Raw genomic sequence first — 18,606 nt, 5'->3', positions numbered from 1 at the left:
GAAAACCAAGGGTTGGGGTGGGTGGAAAGCGGCTATTCGATGGGATTGTGGACCGTCACCAGCTTGGTGCCGTCCGGGAAGGTGGCCTCGACCTGGACATCGGGGATCAGTTCCGGCACGCCCTCCATCACATCGGCGCGGGTCAGGAGCAAACGGCCATAGTCCATCAGCTCGGCCACGGAACGGCCATCGCGGGCTCCCTCCATGATGGCGGCGGAGAGATAGGCCACGGCTTCGGGATGGTTGAGCTTGAGGCCACGGGCCTTGCGGCGCTCGGCCAGGAGGGCGGCGGTGAAGATCAATAGCTTGTCTTTTTCTCGGGGTGTGAGTTGCATGTTTCCCTCTCGTTTGCGTTTTCGCAGCCCGGATGCGGCGCGGCGCAACCGCCCCGGACCGGGCGCGGTATGGATCAAGTCGCCCAGATACGCGGCGGGCAGGCGGGCCGATCCATCACACCGGGCCGCAGCGCCGCCCAAACCCGCTCGAAAAACCGCCGCAGCAGATCGGCCCTGGCATCCAAGCCCCGGCAGACCAACAAGCCTTCGATCAGGCTGACGCCCAGGTCCGGGCTGTCGCCGACGAGTCCGCGCACGGTGTCCATCTGCGCCACCGTGGCCGGATAGGCGAACAGGGTGCCCAAGGCCGGACGCCCGCGCAAACCCCAGTTGGCCCGGAACGCCACAGGGTCCAGCACCAGCCGTTCCCAATAGAGCGGCCGGCCTTCGAGATCGATCCGCCAATCCAGCCCGGCCTCGCCGGCCTCGAAACCTTCGCCCGCGGCGGGACGGCCCAGGGTCAGCACTTCCCAGCCCAGGAAGCGGGCACCTTCCCGCAAGTCCACCTGCGTTTCCGAAGACAGGCGGGCACCTTGGTAGACAATCGTTTCCTGCGGCAGCCATTCCAGCGCCGCGCCCGGCCCCACGTCCAGCGCCACCGCCTGCCGGGCCCAGGGTCCGGCGCTGCGGTAGAACTTGCCCGCCGCCGGGGTGGTGAGCAAAGCCGCGGCGCCCGGATCGACGCCGACCCGGATCGACAGCCGATCCCCCCCCACCACGCCGCCGGGCGGATGCAGCAGATACACATGGCAGACGCCGCCCTCGGGATGGAAAGGCCGCTGCACCGCGAGCGGACCGTGGTGCCGCCGCCGGGCCAATAGGGTCTTGCCGGACCCCGTGGCCGCGAATCCCAGTTCCAACCCGGCCCGCCAGCCTTCCGGGGCCACGGGACTCATTTCCGCTCGTAGCCGAATTCCAGGATGATGGGGCTGCCCTGGTTGTGGATGATCATTTCCTTTTTGCCATTGCCGGGATCGGTGGCGGTTTCGGTGGTCACCGCGGGGGCCTGCGGCTGGGACGGCACGGGGGCCGTGGATTGAACCGGCGGCGGGGCGGGCTTCGGGGCGGCCATCGGCGGGACCGGCGCGGACGGGGTCGCCGTTGGCTTGGGCACCGCTGGCGCTGGAACCGGCCGGACCGGGACCGTTGGCGGCGGCGCGCTGGGCGCGGACGCTGCCGGGACCGCCGGAGCCGCGACCGGCGCGGGCGTCACGGTTTTATTGCGCACCTCGACCCGCACCTCGGGGAACCACGTGTCCGAATTGGCGGGCGTCTCCGCCTTCTGGGCGGCGGGCGCGGCCTGGGTCCGCTTGATCTTCAAATCCTCCAGCAGGTTGAAACAGACCGTGGAGATATGGTCCACATAGGTCCGGGTCGAATCGGGATCGCTGATGGAAGTGTCCTTGGCGACGAAATCCATGTACAGGCTGGCGCGGTCCTGGGGCCGCGCCACCGGATAGATCACGCAATCCACCGGCAGGACGTAGGCTTTCTGGAATTCCAGCGCGCGGGGGTCGGAATCGCCCATGCTCATGGAAAAGCCGGGCGGCGTGCTTTTATGCGCCACCGGATCGATCTTGGCTTCGAGGATATGGCTGAAGTCCCCGCTCCCCGCCTCCACCGCATAACCCCAGCCGCCCAGGTTCCGGGCGGCGCGGGCGGCCATGTCCTTGAGCTTGGCGCCGTCGGCGCGGCTCCCGGCGAGCATGGGATCGATCTTGAGGCCGATCTTGTGGACCTGGGCCGGATCGGGGCGGACGCCCCGATAAGGCGCTTGTTCCGCGCAACCCGCGAGGACGGTCAGGACGGACAGGCGGAGCCACCGTGCGCGGCGCTTTCCGGGAGTGGGATTCATGGTGTTGGGTTTCCTTGGGGTTGGAGGGACCGGCCCGGCGATACCGGAATGAACCGCCAGTCCCCTGGCCTGCCCGGACTATAGCGTCGGCGATGGCGCGTCCGGCATACGTCATTTGACTGATGAGTCAGATGACTGATTGTTGAGATAGGGCGCGGAAATTTTAATGGGCCCCGTCATTCAAGCCAAACCTTCAGGGGTCGAAACCATGCATAACACCCAAACCCTAGGCGGCCGGCGCTTGGCGCTGTTGCCCGCCGCCATCACGCTCGCGTTCTCGGCGGGCTACGCGCCCCATGCGGAGGCCGGGGCGACCTTCAAGATCGACGACACCAAATGGATCAGCATCGGGGCGGGGCTGCGCACCAGCTTCAGCGCCACCGAGAAAGGCGCGGCGAACGGCACCCAATGGTCGAACGATTTCAACCTCGACAACATCCGTCTCTACATCAACGGCCAGATCTTCAAGTACCTCAAGCTCGAATTCAACACCGATTGCCAAACCTGCAACAACGGTGGCGAGATCCGGGTGCTGGACGCCATCGGCAAGATCGAATACGACCCGATGATCAACCTGTGGATGGGCCGGATGCTGGTCCCCGCCGAACGCCGCGAGATGAACGGTCCCTTCTTCAGCGCCGTGTACGACATGTTCCGCACCGGCACCCCGTTCGAGCCCTCGGACTATAACGTCACCATCCAATCCAACGGCAATTCCGCCGGTTCCTATGGCCGCGACGACGGCGCCACGATCTGGGGCGCGGTCTACGAGAACCGCTTCCAATACGCCGTCGGTTTCTTCCGGGGCCTACGCAACGGCGCGAACCAGAACGACAATATCCTCTACGCCCAGCGCTTCGCCTTCAACTTCCTCGATGTCGAGAAGAACCCCGGCTACTACACCTCGGGCACCTATTACGGCAAGGGCGGCGATATCTTCACCATCGGTGTTTCCAACCAGTACCAGGAGGACGGCGCGGGCACCGCCACCGATCCCGGCAACTTCCGCGGCACCACGGTGGACGTGCTGTATGAACAGAACCTCAACGGCGGCGACTCCGGCGTCCTCACCTTCAACGGCGAATACAAGAACTACGGCATCAGCGGCGGCTATGGCATGGCCCAGCGCCAATCCCAGACCCCCGGCTTCGACCTGTTCGAGGGCAACGCCTACGATATCAGCGCCATGTACCTGGTCCCGGACAAGGTCTGGATCGGCCAGTTCCAGCCGTACCTGCGCTATGTGGAAGCCATGCCCTTCAACAGCAGCGACCGCAACAACTGGGAAGCCGGCCTCAACTACGTGATCGACGGCCACAACGCCAAGCTGTCGCTGGTTTACAACTACAGCGACATGTTCACCAAGGGCTTGAACTACACCTCGACCGCCACCGGCAGCCATGTGAGTTCCATCCTGCTGGGCTTCCAGTTGCAAATCTAATTCCCGACTTCCAAAAAACTTCGCGGGGGCGCGCCTGGCCGTCCCCGCCCCCCATCATCACGAGGAGCATTCCATGTCCCTACCCAAACATCCCCTGCGCCGCCTGTTCCAATCCCTGGCCGTGGCCGGCCTGACCCTGGTCGCCTTCGGCGCGGAAGCCGAGGACACCATCAAGGTCGGCATCCTGCATTCCCTGTCCGGCACCATGGCCATCAGCGAAACCACGCTGAAGGACACCATGCTGATGCTGATCGACGAGCAGAACAAGAAAGGCGGCCTCCTCGGCAAGAAGCTGGAGCCGGTGGTGGTCGATCCCGCCTCCAACTGGCCCTTGTTCGCCGAAAAGACCCGCGAACTCATCAGCAAGGACAAGGTGGCGGCGATCTTCGGCTGCTGGACCTCGGTGTCGCGGAAATCGGTGTTGCCGGTGGTCGAGGAATTGAACGGCCTGTTGTTCTACCCGGTACAGTACGAGGGCGAGGAATCCTCCAAGAACGTGTTCTACACCGGCGCGGCCCCGAACCAACAGGCCATCCCGGCGGTGGATTATCTGATGAAGGATTTGAAGGTGAAGCGCTGGGTGCTGGCCGGCACCGACTACGTCTATCCGCGCACCACCAACAAAATCCTGGAAGCCTATCTGAAAGCCAAGGGTGTCAAGCCCGCCGATATCATGATCAACTACACGCCGTTCGGCCATTCCGATTGGCAGAGCATCGTGGCCGACATCAAGAAATTCGGCTCGGCGGGCAAGAAGACCGCCGTGGTCTCCACCATCAACGGCGACGCCAACGTGCCGTTCTATAAGGAACTCGGCAACCAGGGCATTTCCGCCGAACAGATCCCGGTGGTGGCGTTCTCGGTGGGCGAGGAAGAACTGTCCGGCATCGACACCAAGCCCCTGGTCGGCCATCTCGCCGCCTGGAACTACTTCATGTCGGTCGACACCCCGGCCAACGCCGAGTTCATCAAGAACTGGCACACCTTCATCAAGAACCCCAAGCGCGTCACCAACGACCCGATGGAAGCCCATTACATCGGCTTCAACATGTGGGTGAAGGCGGTGGAGAAAGCCAAGACCACCGACACCGACGCGGTCGCGAAAGCCATCATCGGCGTGGAACAACCCAACCTGACCGGCGGCACCTCCAAGATGCTGCCCAACCACCATATCTCCAAGCCGGTGTTGATCGGCGAAATCCAGGACGACGGCCAGTTCTCCGTGGTGTGGCAGACCAAGGGCCTGGTCGATGGCGACGCCTGGTCCGACTTCCTGCCGGAATCCAAGCCCATCGTGGCCGACTGGACCGCGCCCATCAATTGCGGCAACTACAACACCAAGACCAAGAAATGCTCCGGCCAGAAATATTGATGTAAGGCTTCATGGCCCCCTTCCCGTACCGTTGCGCGGGAAACCTGTCGGGGCGCGCCGCGCCCCTTCTTTTTGAATTCCCAGCTTTGGAGCGCAGGGCTTGCCCTGTGGCGGCCTGCCCATCGCAAGGCAAGCCTTGCGCTCCAACCCACGGGCACCCAAGCCCGCCCGCTACCCGGCGGGAACGAGGAACGCCTATGTCCGACATGAAACCCCACTCCAGCCCCTTGTCCGCCCTGTTGCTGCTCCTGCTGCTGGCCCTGTGCCGGATCGGGACGGCCCAGGCGGGCGATCCGGTCGCCGAAGGCTTGGCCCAGATCAAAGCGGCCCCGATGGACCAGCTGGAAGCCAGCATCCAGCAATTCGCCACGATCCAGGACGCGAGGGTGCCGAAGCTCCTGCAAGCCCTGCTCGATGGCCGTTTGCTCTACCAGAAGGCCGATGGCCGCATCGTGACGGGCGACAGCGCCGACGACGGCTACGCCATCGCCGACGCCCTGAGCGGCGAGAAGCTCGGCACGGCGGGCCGCTTCGATGTGAAGAAGATCAACCTGAACAACGCCCTGCGCGCCACCCTGCGCCAACTCATCGGGCGGCTAGAACTCAATTCCACCGACGCCCATGTCCGGCTCAAAGCCGTGGAAGCCATGAGCCTGGCCCCGGACCCGGAAACCCTCGCCCTGCTCCTGGCCCGGCTCGGCCAAGAACAAGACCCCAAGGTCCTCTCCGCCATCCGCCTCGCCCTGGCCCTGGCCGATTTGAACAGCCCCGACAAGGCCCACCGGCTGAAAGCCATCGCCACGCTACGCACCGAAGTCGGCGCGGACGTGGTGAACCATCTCAACGCCCTGTTGGAAAAGAACGAGGCGGGCGAATACCTGGAACCCGATTCCGATGTGCGCCACACGGCGGAGGCCGCGCTGACCGAGATCAAGGCCCGGCTGCAACTCTATTCCGGGGTGGAAACCGTGTTCTTCGGCCTGAGCCTCGGGGCGGTGCTGGTCCTCGCCGCCATCGGGCTGGCCATCACCTTCGGCGTCATGGGCATCATCAACATGGCCCATGGCGAACTGATGATGCTGGGCGCGTATACCACCTATGTGGTGCAGCAACTCATGCCCAACCATCTGGAACTCTCGCTGTTCGTGGCGATCCCGGCGGCGTTCCTGATTTCCGCCCTGGTCGGCATCGCCATCGAGCGCGGCATCATCCGTTTCCTGTATGGCCGCCCCTTGGAAACCTTGCTGGCGACCTTCGGCGTCAGCCTGTTCCTACAGCAGGCGGTGCGCTCGATCTTCTCGCCCCTGAACCGCAGCGTCTCCACCCCCGCCTGGATGAGCGGCTCGGTGCAGATCAACGACGCCTTGTCGCTGACCTTGAACCGCTTCTACATCCTGTTGTTCTGCCTGCTGGTGTTCGCCCTGCTCTTGCAAATCCTCAAGCGCACCCGGCTGGGCCTCGAAGTCCGCGCCGTGGCCCAGAACCGGGCGATGGCCAAAGCCATGGGCATCCCCACCGAACGGGTGGACGCGATGACCTTCGGCCTGGGTTCCGGCATCGCCGGGGTGGCCGGGGTCGCGCTCAGCCAATTGACCAACGTGGGGCCGAACCTCGGGCAATCCTATATCGTCGATTCGTTCATGGTGGTGGTGTTCGGCGGCGTGGGGAACCTGTGGGGCACCCTGGTCGCCGGTTTTTCGCTGGGGGTCGCCAACAAGTTCCTCGAACCCTATGCCGGGGCGGTGCTGGCGAAAATCCTGGTGCTGGTGTTCATCATCATCTTCATCCAAAAGCGCCCGCGTGGCTTGTTCCCGCAGAAAGGCCGGGCGGCGGAGGCTTGAGCATGACTTTCCCGTTACTCCAAAACGACAAATCCGGCCAGATCGTGCTGGCGGCGGTCGCCCTCATCACGGTGTTCGTGCCCTTGTTCAACCTACTGCTGCCGGAAAGCTCGCCCCTGCATTTCTCCACCTATACGGTGTCGCTGCTGGGCAAATACCTGACCTACGCCTTGCTGGCACTGGCGATGGACCTGGTGTGGGGCTATTGCGGCATCCTCAGTCTGGGCCATGGCGCTTTCTTCGCGCTTGGGGGCTATGCCATGGGCATGTATCTGATGCGCCAGATCGGCGACCGGGGCGTCTACGGCAATCCGGTGCTGCCGGATTTCATGGTGTTCCTGAACTGGCCGGAACTGCCCTGGTATTGGCAGGGCTTCGACCAGTTCTGGTTCGCCCTGCTGATGATCGTGCTGGCACCGGGCATCCTGGCCTTCGTGTTCGGCTGGCTGGCGTTCCGCTCGCGGGTCACGGGCGTCTATCTCTCCATCATCACCCAGGCGCTGACCTACGCCTTGCTGCTGGCCTTCTTCCGCAACGAAATGGGCTTCGGCGGCAACAACGGCCTGACCGACTTCAAGGACATCCTGGGGTTCAACCTGCAATCCAGCGGCACCCGCGCCGCCTTGTTCGCGGCCACGGGGTCCAGCGTGATCCTGGCCTATCTGGCCTGCCGCTACGTGGTGGATTCCAAGTTGGGCCGGGTCGTGACCGCCATCCGCGACCAAGAGGCGCGGGTGCGCTTCCTGGGCTACAAGGTGGAAATGTTCAAGCTGTGGATTTTCGTGTTCTCGGCGGTCCTGGCCGGGATCGCCGGGGCGCTGTACGTGCCCCAGGTCGGCATCATCAACCCCAGCGAATTCTCGCCCCTGGCCTCGCTGGAAATCGTGGTCTGGGTGGCGGTCGGCGGGCGCTCGACCCTGTACGGGGCCATCGTCGGGGCCATCCTGGTCAACTACGGCAAGACCGTATTCACGGCGATCCTGCCGGAGGTCTGGCTGTTCGCGCTGGGGGCCATTTTCGTGCTGGTGACGCTGTTCCTGCCGGACGGCCTCGTCGGACTTTGGCAACGCCGCAAGGAGGAAGCCGCATGATTTCCGGCACCCAACTCGAAGGCTCCAGCCTCGGCCCCGCCACGGGCCGTCCGGTGGTCGCGGGCCAACCCGACACCAGCCACGGACCCATCCTCTATCTGGAAGATGTCAGCGTCAGCTTCGACGGCTTCAAGGCGCTGAACAAGCTCTCGCTCTACATCGACGAAGGCGAACTGCGCTGCATCATCGGCCCCAACGGCGCGGGCAAGACCACCATGATGGATGTCATCACCGGCAAGACCCGGCCCGATGTCGGCACGGTGTTCTTCGGCCAGACCATCGACCTCCTCAAACTGGACGAACCCGCCATCGCCCAGGCCGGGGTGTGCCGCAAGTTCCAAAAGCCCAGCGTGTTCGACAAGCTCAGCGTGTTCGAAAACCTGGAACTGGCCATGCGCACCGACAAGCGGGTGTGGCCGACCCTGTTCGCCAAACTCCGGGGCGAGCATAAGGACCGCATCGGCGAAGTGCTGGACACCATCGGCCTCGCCACCCAGCGCGATTTCCGGGCCGGGGCGCTGTCGCACGGCCAGAAGCAATGGCTGGAAATCGGCATGTTGCTCATGCAGGAGCCCAAGGTGCTGCTGGTGGACGAGCCCGTGGCCGGCATGACCCACCAGGAAACCGAACGCACCGCCGAATTGCTCTTATCGCTGCAAGGCAAGCATTCGGTGGTGGTGGTGGAACACGATATGGAATTCGTGCGTTCCATCGCCAAGCGGGTCACGGTATTGCACGAGGGCACGGTGTTGACCGAAGGCAGCATGGACGAAGTACAGAACGACCCGCGGGTCATCCAGGTGTATTTGGGGGGCTGATGTTAAATGTTGCCGGTTTGAACCAGTTTTACGGCGAGAGCCATACCTTGTGGGATTTGGGGCTGGACGTGCCGAAAGGCGCGTGCCTGTGCCTGATGGGCCGCAACGGCGTGGGCAAGACCACCCTGCTCAAGACCGTGATGGGCCTGATCCCGGCCCGGTCCGGCGGCATCCGGTTCGATGGCGCGGATATCCTGGGCTTCAAGGCCGAGCGGCGGGCCGAGCTTGGCATCGGCTACGTGCCGCAGGGCCGGGAAATCTTCCCGCTGATGACGGTGGAGGAGAACTTGCGCACCGGCCTCCGCGCCGCCCGCCGCAAGGGCATCAAGGACGTTCCCGAGCAGGTGTTCGAGATTTTCCCGGTGCTGAAGAAGATGCTGAAACGGCGGGGCGGCGATCTTTCCGGCGGCCAGCAACAGCAATTGGCGATAGGCCGGGCCTTGGTGCTGGACCCGAAGCTTTTAATCCTCGACGAACCGACCGAAGGCATCCAGCCCAACATCGTCAGCGAAATCGGCGATGTCATCATCCGCCTCAACCGGGCGCGGGGCATCCCGACCCAAATCGAGAAAACCGCCCCCGACGTGGTGGACGAGATCAACGACGCCATCGTCAAGGTCAACCGGGACCTGGGGGTCACGGTGCTGCTGGTGGAACAAAAGCTACCGTTCGCCCGCAAGGTGGCCGACCGCTTCTGCATCATGGACCGGGGCCGGGCCGTCGCCACCGGGGCCATGGGCGAACTCACCGAGGACATGGTGAAGCGCTATCTGACCGTGTGAGCCTACGCGGACCCATGGTGTTGGTGCCAATGGCGGGCGATCTGCTCGCGGGTGGCGATCCACACGCCTTCCCGGTCCTTCACATGGTCCAGGAACCGCGCCAAGGCCCGCGCCCGGCCCGGACGCCCGGAAATCCGGCAATGCAGGCCCACCGACATCAAGGTCGGGCGGGCCGCGCCCTCCTCCCAATGCTGCTCGAAAGCGTCCACCAGATAGCGGTAGAAATCATCCCCGGTGGTAAAGCCGTTCGGCAGCAAGTATTTGAAATCGTTGCAATCCAAGGTGTAGGGAACGACCAGATGGGGTTTGCCCGCCACCTCCAGCCAATAGGGCAGTTCGTCGGCATAGGAATCCGAGTCGTACAGGAAACCGCCCTCCTCCGCCACCAAGCGCCGGGTATTGGCGCTGATCCGCCCCGTGTACCATCCCACCGGGCGCTGGCCGGTCAAACCGGCGATGGTATCGATGCAGCACAGGATATGCTCGCGCTCCTCGGCCTCGTCCATGCCCTGGTAGTCGATCCAGCGCCAGCCGTGGCTGGCGACTTCCCAGCCGGACGCGGCCATGGCGGCGGCCGCCGCCGGGTTCCGCTCCAAGGCCAAACCCACCGCGTACACGGTCAAAGGCAAGCCCCGCGCGGTGAACAAGCGGTGCATCCGCCAGAACCCGGCGCGGCTGCCGTATTCGTACATGGATTCCACGTTCAGGTTGCGGACGCCGACGCTGGGCGGCGCGCCGACGATTTCGTGCAGATAGCCTTCCGAGACCGGATCGCCGTCCAGCGGGGTGCTTTCGCCGCCTTCCTCGTAGTTCAGCACGAAGTTGAGCGCGACCCTGGCCCCGCCGGGCCAGGCCGGGTCGGGCGGATTGCGGCCATAGCCGATGAAATCGCGGGGGACGGCGGGCAGATCGGGTAGGTTCATGGGATGGGCTCTCTTGGTTGGATGTCGCGGGAGAATTATAAGCCAGCCCGGCCCGGCCCCAGATACGCACCAATATAGATCACAGCGCCCCAAAATAGGCCAAACCGCCCCTTACCAGCCGCCGCCGAGGACTCCCGGCCCAGCGGCGGCGACGGATGGCCCATCCACCCCCGTACCAGAGCATGGAATTTGCATAAGCCCAACAATCTTGTGGCGCGGAAACATCATTGTGGCTGAAAAGCGCCAGCACTTACCGGGCAACCCGGCGCAAAGACCGGGGCGTCGATCCTTAAGGGGCATAGCAACGCATGGCCGTCAACCGGCAAACCATCGCCAAGGTCCGCCGCGACTACAACGCCTGGGTCGCCAACGAAACCCTGGAAGACTATGCGCTGCGGTTCGCCCCGCGCAGCTTCCGCAAATGGTCGGAATTCCGGGTCGCCAACACCGCCTTCGGTTCCATTTCCTTCCTGGTGCTGGAGGCCATGGGCGGGCTGATGGCGGTCAACTACGGCTTCACCAACGCCTGCCTCGCCATCCTCGCGGTCGGGCTGATCGTGTTCCTAACAGGGTTCCCCATCAGCTATTACGCCGCCCGCCACAACATCGACATGGACCTCCTGACCCGTGGCGCGGGTTTCGGCTATATCGGCTCCACCCTCACCTCGCTGATCTACGCCTCGTTCACCTTCATCCTGTTCGCGCTGGAAGCCTCGATCATGTCGCTGGCGCTGGAACTGTATTTCCAGATGCCCCTGGCCCTGGCCCATGTGGTGAGCGCGGTGGTGGTGATCCCCTTGGTGACCTTCGGCATCACCATGATCAACCGGCTGCAATTGTGGACCCAGCCGCTCTGGCTGCTCCTCCTGGTCGCGCCCTATGTCGGGGTGTTGCTGCGCGAACCGGAAGCGCTGCGGACCCTGCCGCTGTTCACGGGCCGGGGTCCGGCGGATGGCGGTTTCGACGGGCTGATGTTCGGCGCGGCCTGCACCATGGCCTTCTCGATGGTGGCCCAGATCGGCGAACAGGTGGATTTCCTGCGGTTCCTGCCGGAAAAGACCGCCGCCAACCGCTGGCGCTGGTGGGCGGCGACCATCCTGGCCGGTCCTGGCTGGATTTTGCTGGGCGTGGCGCGGCAGTTGGGCGGCGCCTTGCTGGCCCACCTCGCCATCCGCCATGGCATCGACCCGGTCCATGCCCACGAGCCGACCCAGATGTATCTGACCGCCTATGCCTATGTGTTCGACAACCCGGCGCTGGCGCTGGCGGCGACCACCCTGCTGGTGGTGGTATCCCAGGTCAAGATCAATGTCACCAACGCCTACGCCGGTTCCCTGGCCTGGTCGAATTTCTTTTCCCGGCTGACCCATAGCCATCCGGGGCGGGTGGTGTGGCTGGTGTTCAATGTCGCCATCGCCTTGCTGCTGATGGAACTGGGGGTGTTCGGGGCGTTGGAGCGGGTGTTGGGACTGTTCTCCAATATCGCCATCGCCTGGATCGGCGCCTTGGTGGCGGATTTGGTGGTGAACAAGCCCCTGGGCCTGAGTCCCGCCCATGTCGAATTCAAGCGGGCCTATCTGCCGGACCTGAATCCGGTGGGCGTGGTCTCGACCCTGTGCGCCTCGCTGGTGTCGATCCTGGCCTATCTCGGCCTGTTCGGTGCGGGACCGAAGGCGTTCTCGGCCTTTTTGGCCTTGGGGCTGGCCTTCGTCCTGGCCCCCTTGATCGCCTTCCTCGGCGGGGGCCGGTTCTATCTGGCCCGCGACCGCGACGACTGGGGCCAGGCCACGCCCCACGCCCAGTGCTGCATCTGTGGCAACGATTTCGAGATCGAGGACAAGGCCTATTGCCCGGCCTACGCAGGCACCATCTGTTCCCTGTGCTGCACCCTGGACGCCCGCTGCCTGGACGCCTGCAAACCCGGCGTCCGCCTCAAGGACCAGTTGGAAAGCCTCGCCCGCTGGCTACCGACCGGCTGGCCCATCGCCGTCCGTTTGCGCCTGCTGCGCTTCGCCATGGTGTTCTCCTTGCTGGCGACCCTGGGCGGCTTGTTCGTGGGCGTGATCTTCTACCAGGACGTCTTGGCGGCACGGGTCGGCAATCCGGCCCTGGCCCATGCCCTGGTCGATAGCTTCGTCAAGGTCTACGCGGCCTTGTTGGTGTTCCTGGGGCTGGGTTCTTGGTGGTTGGTCCTGAACAGCGAGAGCCGCCAAGTCGCCCAGGAAGAATCGGCCCGCCAGACCCAGCGTTTGATGCAGGAAATCGAGGAACACCGCAAAACCGACACCAAGCTGAAACAAGCCAAGGACGCCGCCGAACGCGCCAACCAGGCCAAAAGCCGCTTCCTCAGCGATATGAGCCATGAAATCCGCACCCCGCTCAACAGCATCCTGGGCTACGCCCAAATCCTCGGCAAGGACCCGGCCATCCCGGCCCACCGCCGCGACGCCGTGGAGATCGTCCAGCGCAGCGGCGAGCATCTCTCGGCCCTGATCGAGGATATCCTCGATATCGCCCGCATCGAGGCCCGCAAGCTGGAACTCAAACGCGCCCCCATCGACCTCCCGGCCCTGATCGAACAATTGGCGCGGATGTTCCGGCCCCAGGCCGAGGCCAAGGGTTTGGGCTTCCGCTGCCAGATCGTCGACACCCTGCCGCGCCGCATCCGGGGCGACGAGAAACGGGTCGGGCAAATCCTCATCAACCTGCTGGGCAACGCGGTGAAATTCACCCAGAGCGGCGAAGTGCTGTTCCGGGTGGGCTACGGCGGCGAGATCGCCCGCTTCCAGATCGTCGATACCGGCATCGGCATCCCCGCCGACCAGATCGAGGAAATCTTCCAGCCGTTCCAGCGCCTCGCGGGGGCGCGGGGCAACGCCGCTTCCGGCAGCGGCCTCGGCCTCACCATCAGCAAAATCCTGGCGGAAATCATGGGCGGGGAATTGTCGGTGGAAAGCGCGCCGGGCCAAGGCTCGACCTTCTCGGTGCGCCTGTTCCTGCCCGACCTCAAGCAGTGCGGGGACATCCCCGCCGACGACGATATCGCGGGCTACCACGGCCCGCGCCGGCGCATCCTGGTCGTGGACGACCAGCCCGAACACCGGGGCTTGCTGCGCTCCATCCTCGACCCCCTGGGTTTCGACCTGGACGAGGCCGGTTCCGGGGCGGACTGCCTCGCCCAGGTCGCCCGGCGGCGGCCCGATTTGATCCTGATGGACTTGGTGATGGCGGACACCGGCGGCATCGAGGCCGCCGAACGCCTGCGGGCGCAGGGTTGCCGCAGCCCCATCATCGTGGTCAGCGCCAACGCCTACCCCTCCGACCGCCGGCAGTCCTTCGGGGCCGGTTGCGACGATTTCGTCGCCAAGCCGATCCAGATCGCCGAACTTTTGCGCAAGGTCAAGCTGCACCTGGGATTGGACTGGATCTACCGCAAGGACGGCACGGCGGCGGGCCGGACGGAAACGGAGCAAACCCTGGCCCCGCCGCCGGAAGTATTGGAGGAACTGGAATTCTGCGCCCGCATCGGCGATATGCGCGGCCTGACCGACCGCCTCAAGGATTTGATCGACGAGGATTTCAAATACCTGCCCTACGCCCGCCACCTGCAAGGCTTGGCGAAAGCATTCAGGATCGCCGATATCAAGGCCTTCCTCGGCAGCCACCCGGAGAACCCCCCATGAACCCTTCCCGACCCCAAGCGCTGGGCACCGTCATGATCGTGGACGACGCGCCCGGCAACCTGGCCTTCCTGTCCGACGCCCTGGAAGAGGCGGGCTACCGCGTCCTGGTCGCCACCGACGGCGCTTCGGCCCTGGAACAGCTGCGCTACGCCCAACCCGACGCCATCCTGCTGGACGCGGTCATGCCCGGCCTGGACGGCTTCGAGACCTGCCGCCGCCTCAAGGCCGATCCCGGCACCAGCCTGATCCCGGTCATCTTCATGACCGCCCTGAGCGAATTGGACGATTTGCTGCGGGCCTTCGAGGAGGGCGCGGTGGATTATCTGGTGAAGCCGATCCGCCACCAGGAAGTGCTGGCGCGGGTGGGCAGCCACATGGCCCAGGCCCGGCTGGTCCGCCGCTCCGAGGACGCCCTGGTCCGCAGCGGCTTCGCGGCGCTCGCCATCGACGGCGCGGGCGGCATCACCTGGCTGACCCCGGCGGGTTGCCGCTGGCTCCAGGAGCTTTCGGGCCGGCCCGGCGGCACCCCGCCCGCCAACCTGCCCCCGCCCCTGGCCGAATGGTCGCGCCAGCGCATCGCGGTGGAGGACGCCGACCCGCAGGGCACCTTCACCGCCCAGCGCGACGGCAAGCGTTTCACGGCGCGGCTGGTGCCCTGCCAGGACGGGCAGGAATACCTGCTGCTGTTGCAGGAATCCTCCGGCGACTGGAACCTGGATTCGTTGAAGAGCGCCCTGGGCCTGACTCCGCGGGAAGCCGAAATCCTGATGTGGATCGCCCGCGGCAAGACCAACAAGGACGTGGGCCAAATCCTCGGCAGCAGCCCGCGCACCATCAACAAGCACCTGGAGCATATCTTCGAGAAACTGGGGGTGGCGACCCGCGCCGCCGCCGTGGCGGTGGCGCTGGACCGGATGCGGGACGCACCGGAGGCCGCGGCCTGACGGCGCCCAGGGGAACAAGCCCGGACGCCCGGCGGAGCGGTCCGGGCGCACAGCGGCGGGACGTTAGTCGGGGGCCACCGGCAGGATTTCGACTTTGCCCAAGGCGTCGCCGCCCCAATGGGGATAGCCATGGATCGCCTGGCCATAGGCCGGATCGGCGTATTCCACATTGAACCCGGCGACGGTCTCGCCGCCGACCTGGGGATAGCTGTAGATCGCCTGGCCATAGGCCGGATTGGCATAGACGATGACGGATTCGGCGCTGGGGCGCTCGACGCCTTCGAGGCCGGGATAGCCGAAAATGGCGGGACCGTGGGCCTGGTTCACATAGCCCAGCCCGGTGGGACGATCCGCCGCGCCCCAGGCGGGCACGGCGCTAGCGCAGCCGAGGGCGAGGGCGCAACCCAGTACGATGGCTTTGGTATTCTTCGCGGTGTCCATGGTTTTGCCTCCGGGTTATTCACGTTCAGCAAACAGATTGTTCGCCGAACTATGACATCCGTCGCGGGGCATGGGTTCCAGGGATTCCAAAACCGATCCACCGGGGGCCATGGATCGTGGTGGCCAGGACATGCCCACGCACACGGCTTGCGGTATAGTTAAACGATACTCCGGTTCCATGGAGACCCACCCATGTTCGCCGCCATCAGCAGCAGCGCCAACGTCCGCAGCGCCATCCGGCTCCCCGATTGGAGCGGGGTCCGGGGCGGCGACGCCAAGGACGGCGCGGCGGCGGACCGGTCCTCCACCGCCCAAGCGGGCGGGCAGCCGGGCGGTTCCACCCAGAACCTCAGCGAAGACCAACTCAAGCAACTGGAATCGCTCAGGAAACGCGACCGCGAAGTCCGGGCGCACGAAGCCGCCCATCAGGCGGCGGCGGGCGGATTGGCGCGGGGCGGGGCCAGCTTCAGCTACCAAAGGGGACCGGACGGCCAGCAATACGCCATCGGCGGCGAGGTCAATATCGACACCTCGCCCGTGCCCGGCAATCCCTCGGCCACCCTGGCCAAGGCCACGACCATCGCCCGGGCCGCGCTCGCCCCCGCCGAACCCTCGGGGCAGGATCGGCAGGTGGCGGCGCGGGCGGGACAGATGGCGGCCCAGGCGCTGGCGGAATTGACCCTCCAGCACGCCAATCCCGGTGGCGGCGGCCAGGAAAAAACCGGCCTGTTCAAAGCGGTCGCGGCGGCGGACCAAGACCGCCCGGCCGCCATCGACCTCTACGCCTGATCCCGGCCCGGCGGGCTATTTCACCGCCGCCAATTCCACGATCAACAGTTCGACCTCGCCCTGGCCCACGTTCTCGGCGGTGGTCCACTGGCCGGATTCCCAGAACACCTCGCCCGGACCGTATTCGTGGACCTGCCCGCCCTCCTCGACCTTCACCCGGCCCCTCAGCACATAGCGCGGCCCCGGTCCTTCGTGGGTATGCAAGGGCGTCTTGTAGCCCTGCGGCAAGGCCACCCGGACCACCCGCGTGGTGAGCTTGTTGCCGGGCAATTCGACCGGCTTTTCCAGCAGCGTCTGGCGGGGCGGCACCTTGGCCTCGTCGGGTTTGGGTTCCTCGGCCCAAGCGGGGCCACCCGATACGGCCAGCGCGGCGATCCAGATGCCGAAGCACCGGGCGCGGGGGAATAACATGGATTGCTCCTGGGGATGGGGATTCGCACGGTACATTCAGGCCACCTCGACCACGTCCGGCACCTGGGCGCGGCGCTGCAACCAGATCACGCCGAGCAAATCCCAGATGCCCACCCACAGCCGGTGCCAAGTGCCGTATTTGGACTGGCCGCGCAGCCGGGGCCGGTGATCGACCTCGACCGAGACCACCTTGCCGCCCGCCCGCTGGGCCAGGGCCGGCAGGAAGCGGTGCATATGGTCGAAATACGGCAGGGCCAGGAACAACTCCCGCGAAAACACCTTGAGTCCGCAGCCGGTGTCGGGGGTGTTGTCCTGGAGCAGGGAGCCGCGCACGCCATTGGCGATCTTGGAGGAGAGCCTGCGCCATTCGGTGTCCTGGCGCTTTTTACGATAGCCCGCCACCATCGCGCCCGCCGCGCCGCCGTCGAGTTCGCCCCAGGCCGCGAGCAATCTTGGAATATCCGCCGGATTGTTCTGGCCATCGCCGTCCAGGGTGGCGACGACCCGGCCCTTCGCGGCGCGGATGCCGGTGCGGAGCGCGGTGCTTTGTCCGCAGCAGCGCAGATGCCGCAGCACCCTAAGGCGCGGGAATTCGGCCCGCAGCGCCACCAGCTTCGCCAAGGTGTCGTCGCCGCTGCCATCGTCCACATACACGATTTCATAGGCCAGGGCGGGGTCCAGCGCGGCATCGATTTCCTCGATGAGCGGGCGGACGTTGTCGGTTTCGTTATGCACGGGGACCACGACGCTCAGTTCCATGGTTTCCCCCTCAGCCTGCGGCGGCGTAGCGCACGGCGGGAGCGCCCTCGCCAGCGATAACTTCGCCGATGACGCAGGCGGTTTCGCCCGCGGCCCGCAAGGTTTCCAGCGCGGTGGCCCCGTCCTCCGGGGCCACGCAGACGATCATGCCGATGCCGCAATTGAAGGTACGGAGCATTTCCGCCTCGGCGATCTTGCCGACCCCGGCCAGCCAGCCGAACACGGCGGGCCGCGCCCAAGCCGCCGGATCGACCACCGCCGCCGTGCCCGCGGGCAAGACCCTCGGCAGGTTCTCGGTGATGCCGCCGCCGGTGATATGGGCGAAGGCGTGGACCTCGATGGTTTTCAGGAGATTCAACAGGGGTTTGACATAGATGCGGGTCGGTTCCAGCAGCCAATCGCCCAGGGGCTTGCCGTCCAGGATTTCGGCGAGGTTCCAGCCCTGGCGGTCCAACACCTTGCGGATCAGGGAATAGCCGTTGGAATGCGGCCCGGACGAGGCCAGCCCGATCAACTTGTCGCCGGGCCGGACCCGGCCACCGTCGAGGATGGCGTCCTTCTCCACCACGCCCACGCAGAACCCGGCCAGATCGTAATCCCCGGCGTTGTACATGCCGGGCATCTCGGCGGTCTCGCCCCCGACCAGGGCGCAACCGGCCAGTTCGCAGCCCCGGCCTATGCCGGCGATCACCGCCGCCGCGACTTCGACATCCAGGCCGCCGGTGGCGTAATAATCCAGGAAGAACAAGGGTTCCGCGCCCTGCACCACGATATCGTTGACGCACATCGCCACCAGATCGACGCCCACGCCGGAATGCCTGCCGGCCTCGATGGCGAGTCGGAGCTTGGTGCCCACGCCATCGGTGCCGGCCACCAACACCGGACGCCGGTAACGCTCCACCGGCAACTCGAACAGGGAGCCGAAACCGCCCAGGCCGGCCAAGACGCCCGGAATGCGGGTCTTGGCGGCCACGGGCTTGATTTTTTCCACCAGCGCGTTGCCCGCCGCGATATCGACGCCGGCGCTTTTGTAGTCTAAGGATTCGGTGTGGGTGTTGCTCAAGCGGACTCTCCAGGAAAGCTCATAGGGGAAAACGATGCGGGGCGCGGCGGGAACGGCG

At 65.4% G+C, this 18,606-nt stretch carries 17 protein-coding genes; 9 read left to right on the top strand and 8 right to left on the bottom strand.

Annotated features, from left to right (window positions below; all coding sequences use genetic code 11):
* Positions 1-32 precede the first annotated feature (32 nt).
* From ureA to K5658_RS11380, 3 genes are all read right to left on the bottom strand, one after another.
* The gene (ureA, locus tag K5658_RS11390; protein WP_085213701.1) at positions 33-335 is read right to left on the bottom strand and encodes an urease subunit gamma; all 303 of its coding nucleotides are present in this window, start codon (positions 333-335) and stop codon (positions 33-35) included.
* Between the two features lie 74 nt (positions 336-409).
* The gene (locus tag K5658_RS11385) at positions 410-1,231 is read right to left on the bottom strand and encodes an urease accessory protein UreD (protein WP_221063257.1); all 822 of its coding nucleotides are present in this window, start codon (positions 1,229-1,231) and stop codon (positions 410-412) included.
* Complete coding sequence (locus tag K5658_RS11380; RefSeq protein ID WP_221063256.1) at positions 1,228-2,190, bottom strand: hypothetical protein; 963 nt, start codon at positions 2,188-2,190, stop codon at positions 1,228-1,230. The genes K5658_RS11385 and K5658_RS11380 overlap by 4 nt, the downstream gene beginning before the upstream one ends.
* Positions 2,191-2,398: 208 nt before the next feature.
* Between K5658_RS11380 and K5658_RS11375 the strand changes: the two genes are divergently transcribed.
* The 6 genes from K5658_RS11375 to K5658_RS11350 all read left to right on the top strand — a co-directional run bounded on the left by K5658_RS11375 (position 2,399) and on the right by K5658_RS11350 (position 9,535).
* Complete coding sequence (locus tag K5658_RS11375) at positions 2,399-3,631, top strand: hypothetical protein (RefSeq protein ID WP_221063255.1); 1,233 nt, start codon at positions 2,399-2,401, stop codon at positions 3,629-3,631.
* Between the two features lie 73 nt (positions 3,632-3,704).
* A complete protein-coding gene (gene urtA / locus K5658_RS11370) occupies positions 3,705-5,003 on the top strand; it encodes an urea ABC transporter substrate-binding protein (protein ID WP_221063254.1) in 1,299 nt (432 codons plus the stop codon).
* A 197-nt stretch (positions 5,004-5,200) separates the two neighbouring features.
* The gene (gene urtB, locus K5658_RS11365; RefSeq protein WP_221063253.1) at positions 5,201-6,844 is read left to right on the top strand and encodes an urea ABC transporter permease subunit UrtB; all 1,644 of its coding nucleotides are present in this window, start codon (positions 5,201-5,203) and stop codon (positions 6,842-6,844) included.
* 2 nt (positions 6,845-6,846) lie between these two features.
* Positions 6,847-7,935, top strand: a complete 1,089-nt coding sequence (urtC, locus tag K5658_RS11360; protein WP_221063252.1) for an urea ABC transporter permease subunit UrtC — start codon at positions 6,847-6,849, stop codon at positions 7,933-7,935.
* Positions 7,932-8,753, top strand: a complete 822-nt coding sequence (gene urtD, locus K5658_RS11355) for an urea ABC transporter ATP-binding protein UrtD (RefSeq protein WP_221063251.1) — start codon at positions 7,932-7,934, stop codon at positions 8,751-8,753. The genes urtC and urtD overlap by 4 nt, the downstream gene beginning before the upstream one ends.
* Positions 8,753-9,535 carry an ABC transporter ATP-binding protein gene (locus K5658_RS11350; protein WP_221063250.1) on the top strand — a complete coding sequence of 261 codons (783 nt, stop codon included), beginning with the start codon at positions 8,753-8,755 and terminating at the stop codon, positions 9,533-9,535. Before urtD ends, K5658_RS11350 begins: the two co-directional genes overlap by 1 nt.
* 2 nt (positions 9,536-9,537) lie before the next feature.
* On the opposite strand, the gene puuE is transcribed toward K5658_RS11350, so the two are convergent.
* The gene (gene puuE / locus K5658_RS11345; RefSeq protein WP_221063249.1) at positions 9,538-10,458 is read right to left on the bottom strand and encodes an allantoinase PuuE; all 921 of its coding nucleotides are present in this window, start codon (positions 10,456-10,458) and stop codon (positions 9,538-9,540) included.
* Between the two features lie 308 nt (positions 10,459-10,766).
* On the opposite strand from puuE, the gene K5658_RS11340 reads away from it, so the two are divergent.
* Both K5658_RS11340 and K5658_RS11335 read left to right on the top strand, forming a co-directional pair.
* Entirely contained in the window at positions 10,767-14,141 is a 3,375-nt protein-coding gene (locus K5658_RS11340) for an ATP-binding protein (protein ID WP_221063248.1), read from the top strand.
* Positions 14,138-15,085, top strand: a complete 948-nt coding sequence (locus tag K5658_RS11335; RefSeq protein ID WP_221063247.1) for a response regulator transcription factor — start codon at positions 14,138-14,140, stop codon at positions 15,083-15,085. The genes K5658_RS11340 and K5658_RS11335 overlap by 4 nt, the downstream gene beginning before the upstream one ends.
* A gap of 63 nt (positions 15,086-15,148) precedes the next feature.
* On the opposite strand, the gene K5658_RS11330 is transcribed toward K5658_RS11335, so the two are convergent.
* The gene (locus K5658_RS11330; RefSeq protein ID WP_221063246.1) at positions 15,149-15,526 is read right to left on the bottom strand and encodes a hypothetical protein; all 378 of its coding nucleotides are present in this window, start codon (positions 15,524-15,526) and stop codon (positions 15,149-15,151) included.
* 192 nt (positions 15,527-15,718) lie between these two features.
* Here K5658_RS11330 and K5658_RS11325 point away from each other — a divergent pair, with 192 nt between their 5' ends.
* Positions 15,719-16,315 carry a putative metalloprotease CJM1_0395 family protein gene (locus tag K5658_RS11325; RefSeq protein ID WP_221063245.1) on the top strand — a complete coding sequence of 199 codons (597 nt, stop codon included), beginning with the start codon at positions 15,719-15,721 and terminating at the stop codon, positions 16,313-16,315.
* Between the two features lie 15 nt (positions 16,316-16,330).
* On the opposite strand, the gene K5658_RS11320 is transcribed toward K5658_RS11325, so the two are convergent.
* The 3 genes from K5658_RS11320 to purM are packed head-to-tail and all read right to left on the bottom strand — an operon-like array spanning position 16,331 to position 18,548.
* The gene (locus K5658_RS11320) at positions 16,331-16,726 is read right to left on the bottom strand and encodes a cupin domain-containing protein (RefSeq protein ID WP_221063244.1); all 396 of its coding nucleotides are present in this window, start codon (positions 16,724-16,726) and stop codon (positions 16,331-16,333) included.
* 36 nt (positions 16,727-16,762) lie between these two features.
* Positions 16,763-17,485 carry a glycosyltransferase family 2 protein gene (locus K5658_RS11315; RefSeq protein WP_221063243.1) on the bottom strand — a complete coding sequence of 241 codons (723 nt, stop codon included), beginning with the start codon at positions 17,483-17,485 and terminating at the stop codon, positions 16,763-16,765.
* A gap of 10 nt (positions 17,486-17,495) precedes the next feature.
* Positions 17,496-18,548, bottom strand: a complete 1,053-nt coding sequence (purM, locus tag K5658_RS11310) for a phosphoribosylformylglycinamidine cyclo-ligase (RefSeq protein WP_246628640.1) — start codon at positions 18,546-18,548, stop codon at positions 17,496-17,498.
* Positions 18,549-18,606 lie beyond the last annotated feature (58 nt).

This window comes from Methylomagnum ishizawai (assembly GCF_019670005.1).
In the GTDB taxonomy this organism is placed as follows: domain Bacteria; phylum Pseudomonadota; class Gammaproteobacteria; order Methylococcales; family Methylococcaceae; genus Methylomagnum; species Methylomagnum ishizawai.
The sequence above is the reverse complement of the archived record's forward strand: the minus strand, read 5'-3'. Positions and strand labels throughout refer to the sequence as shown.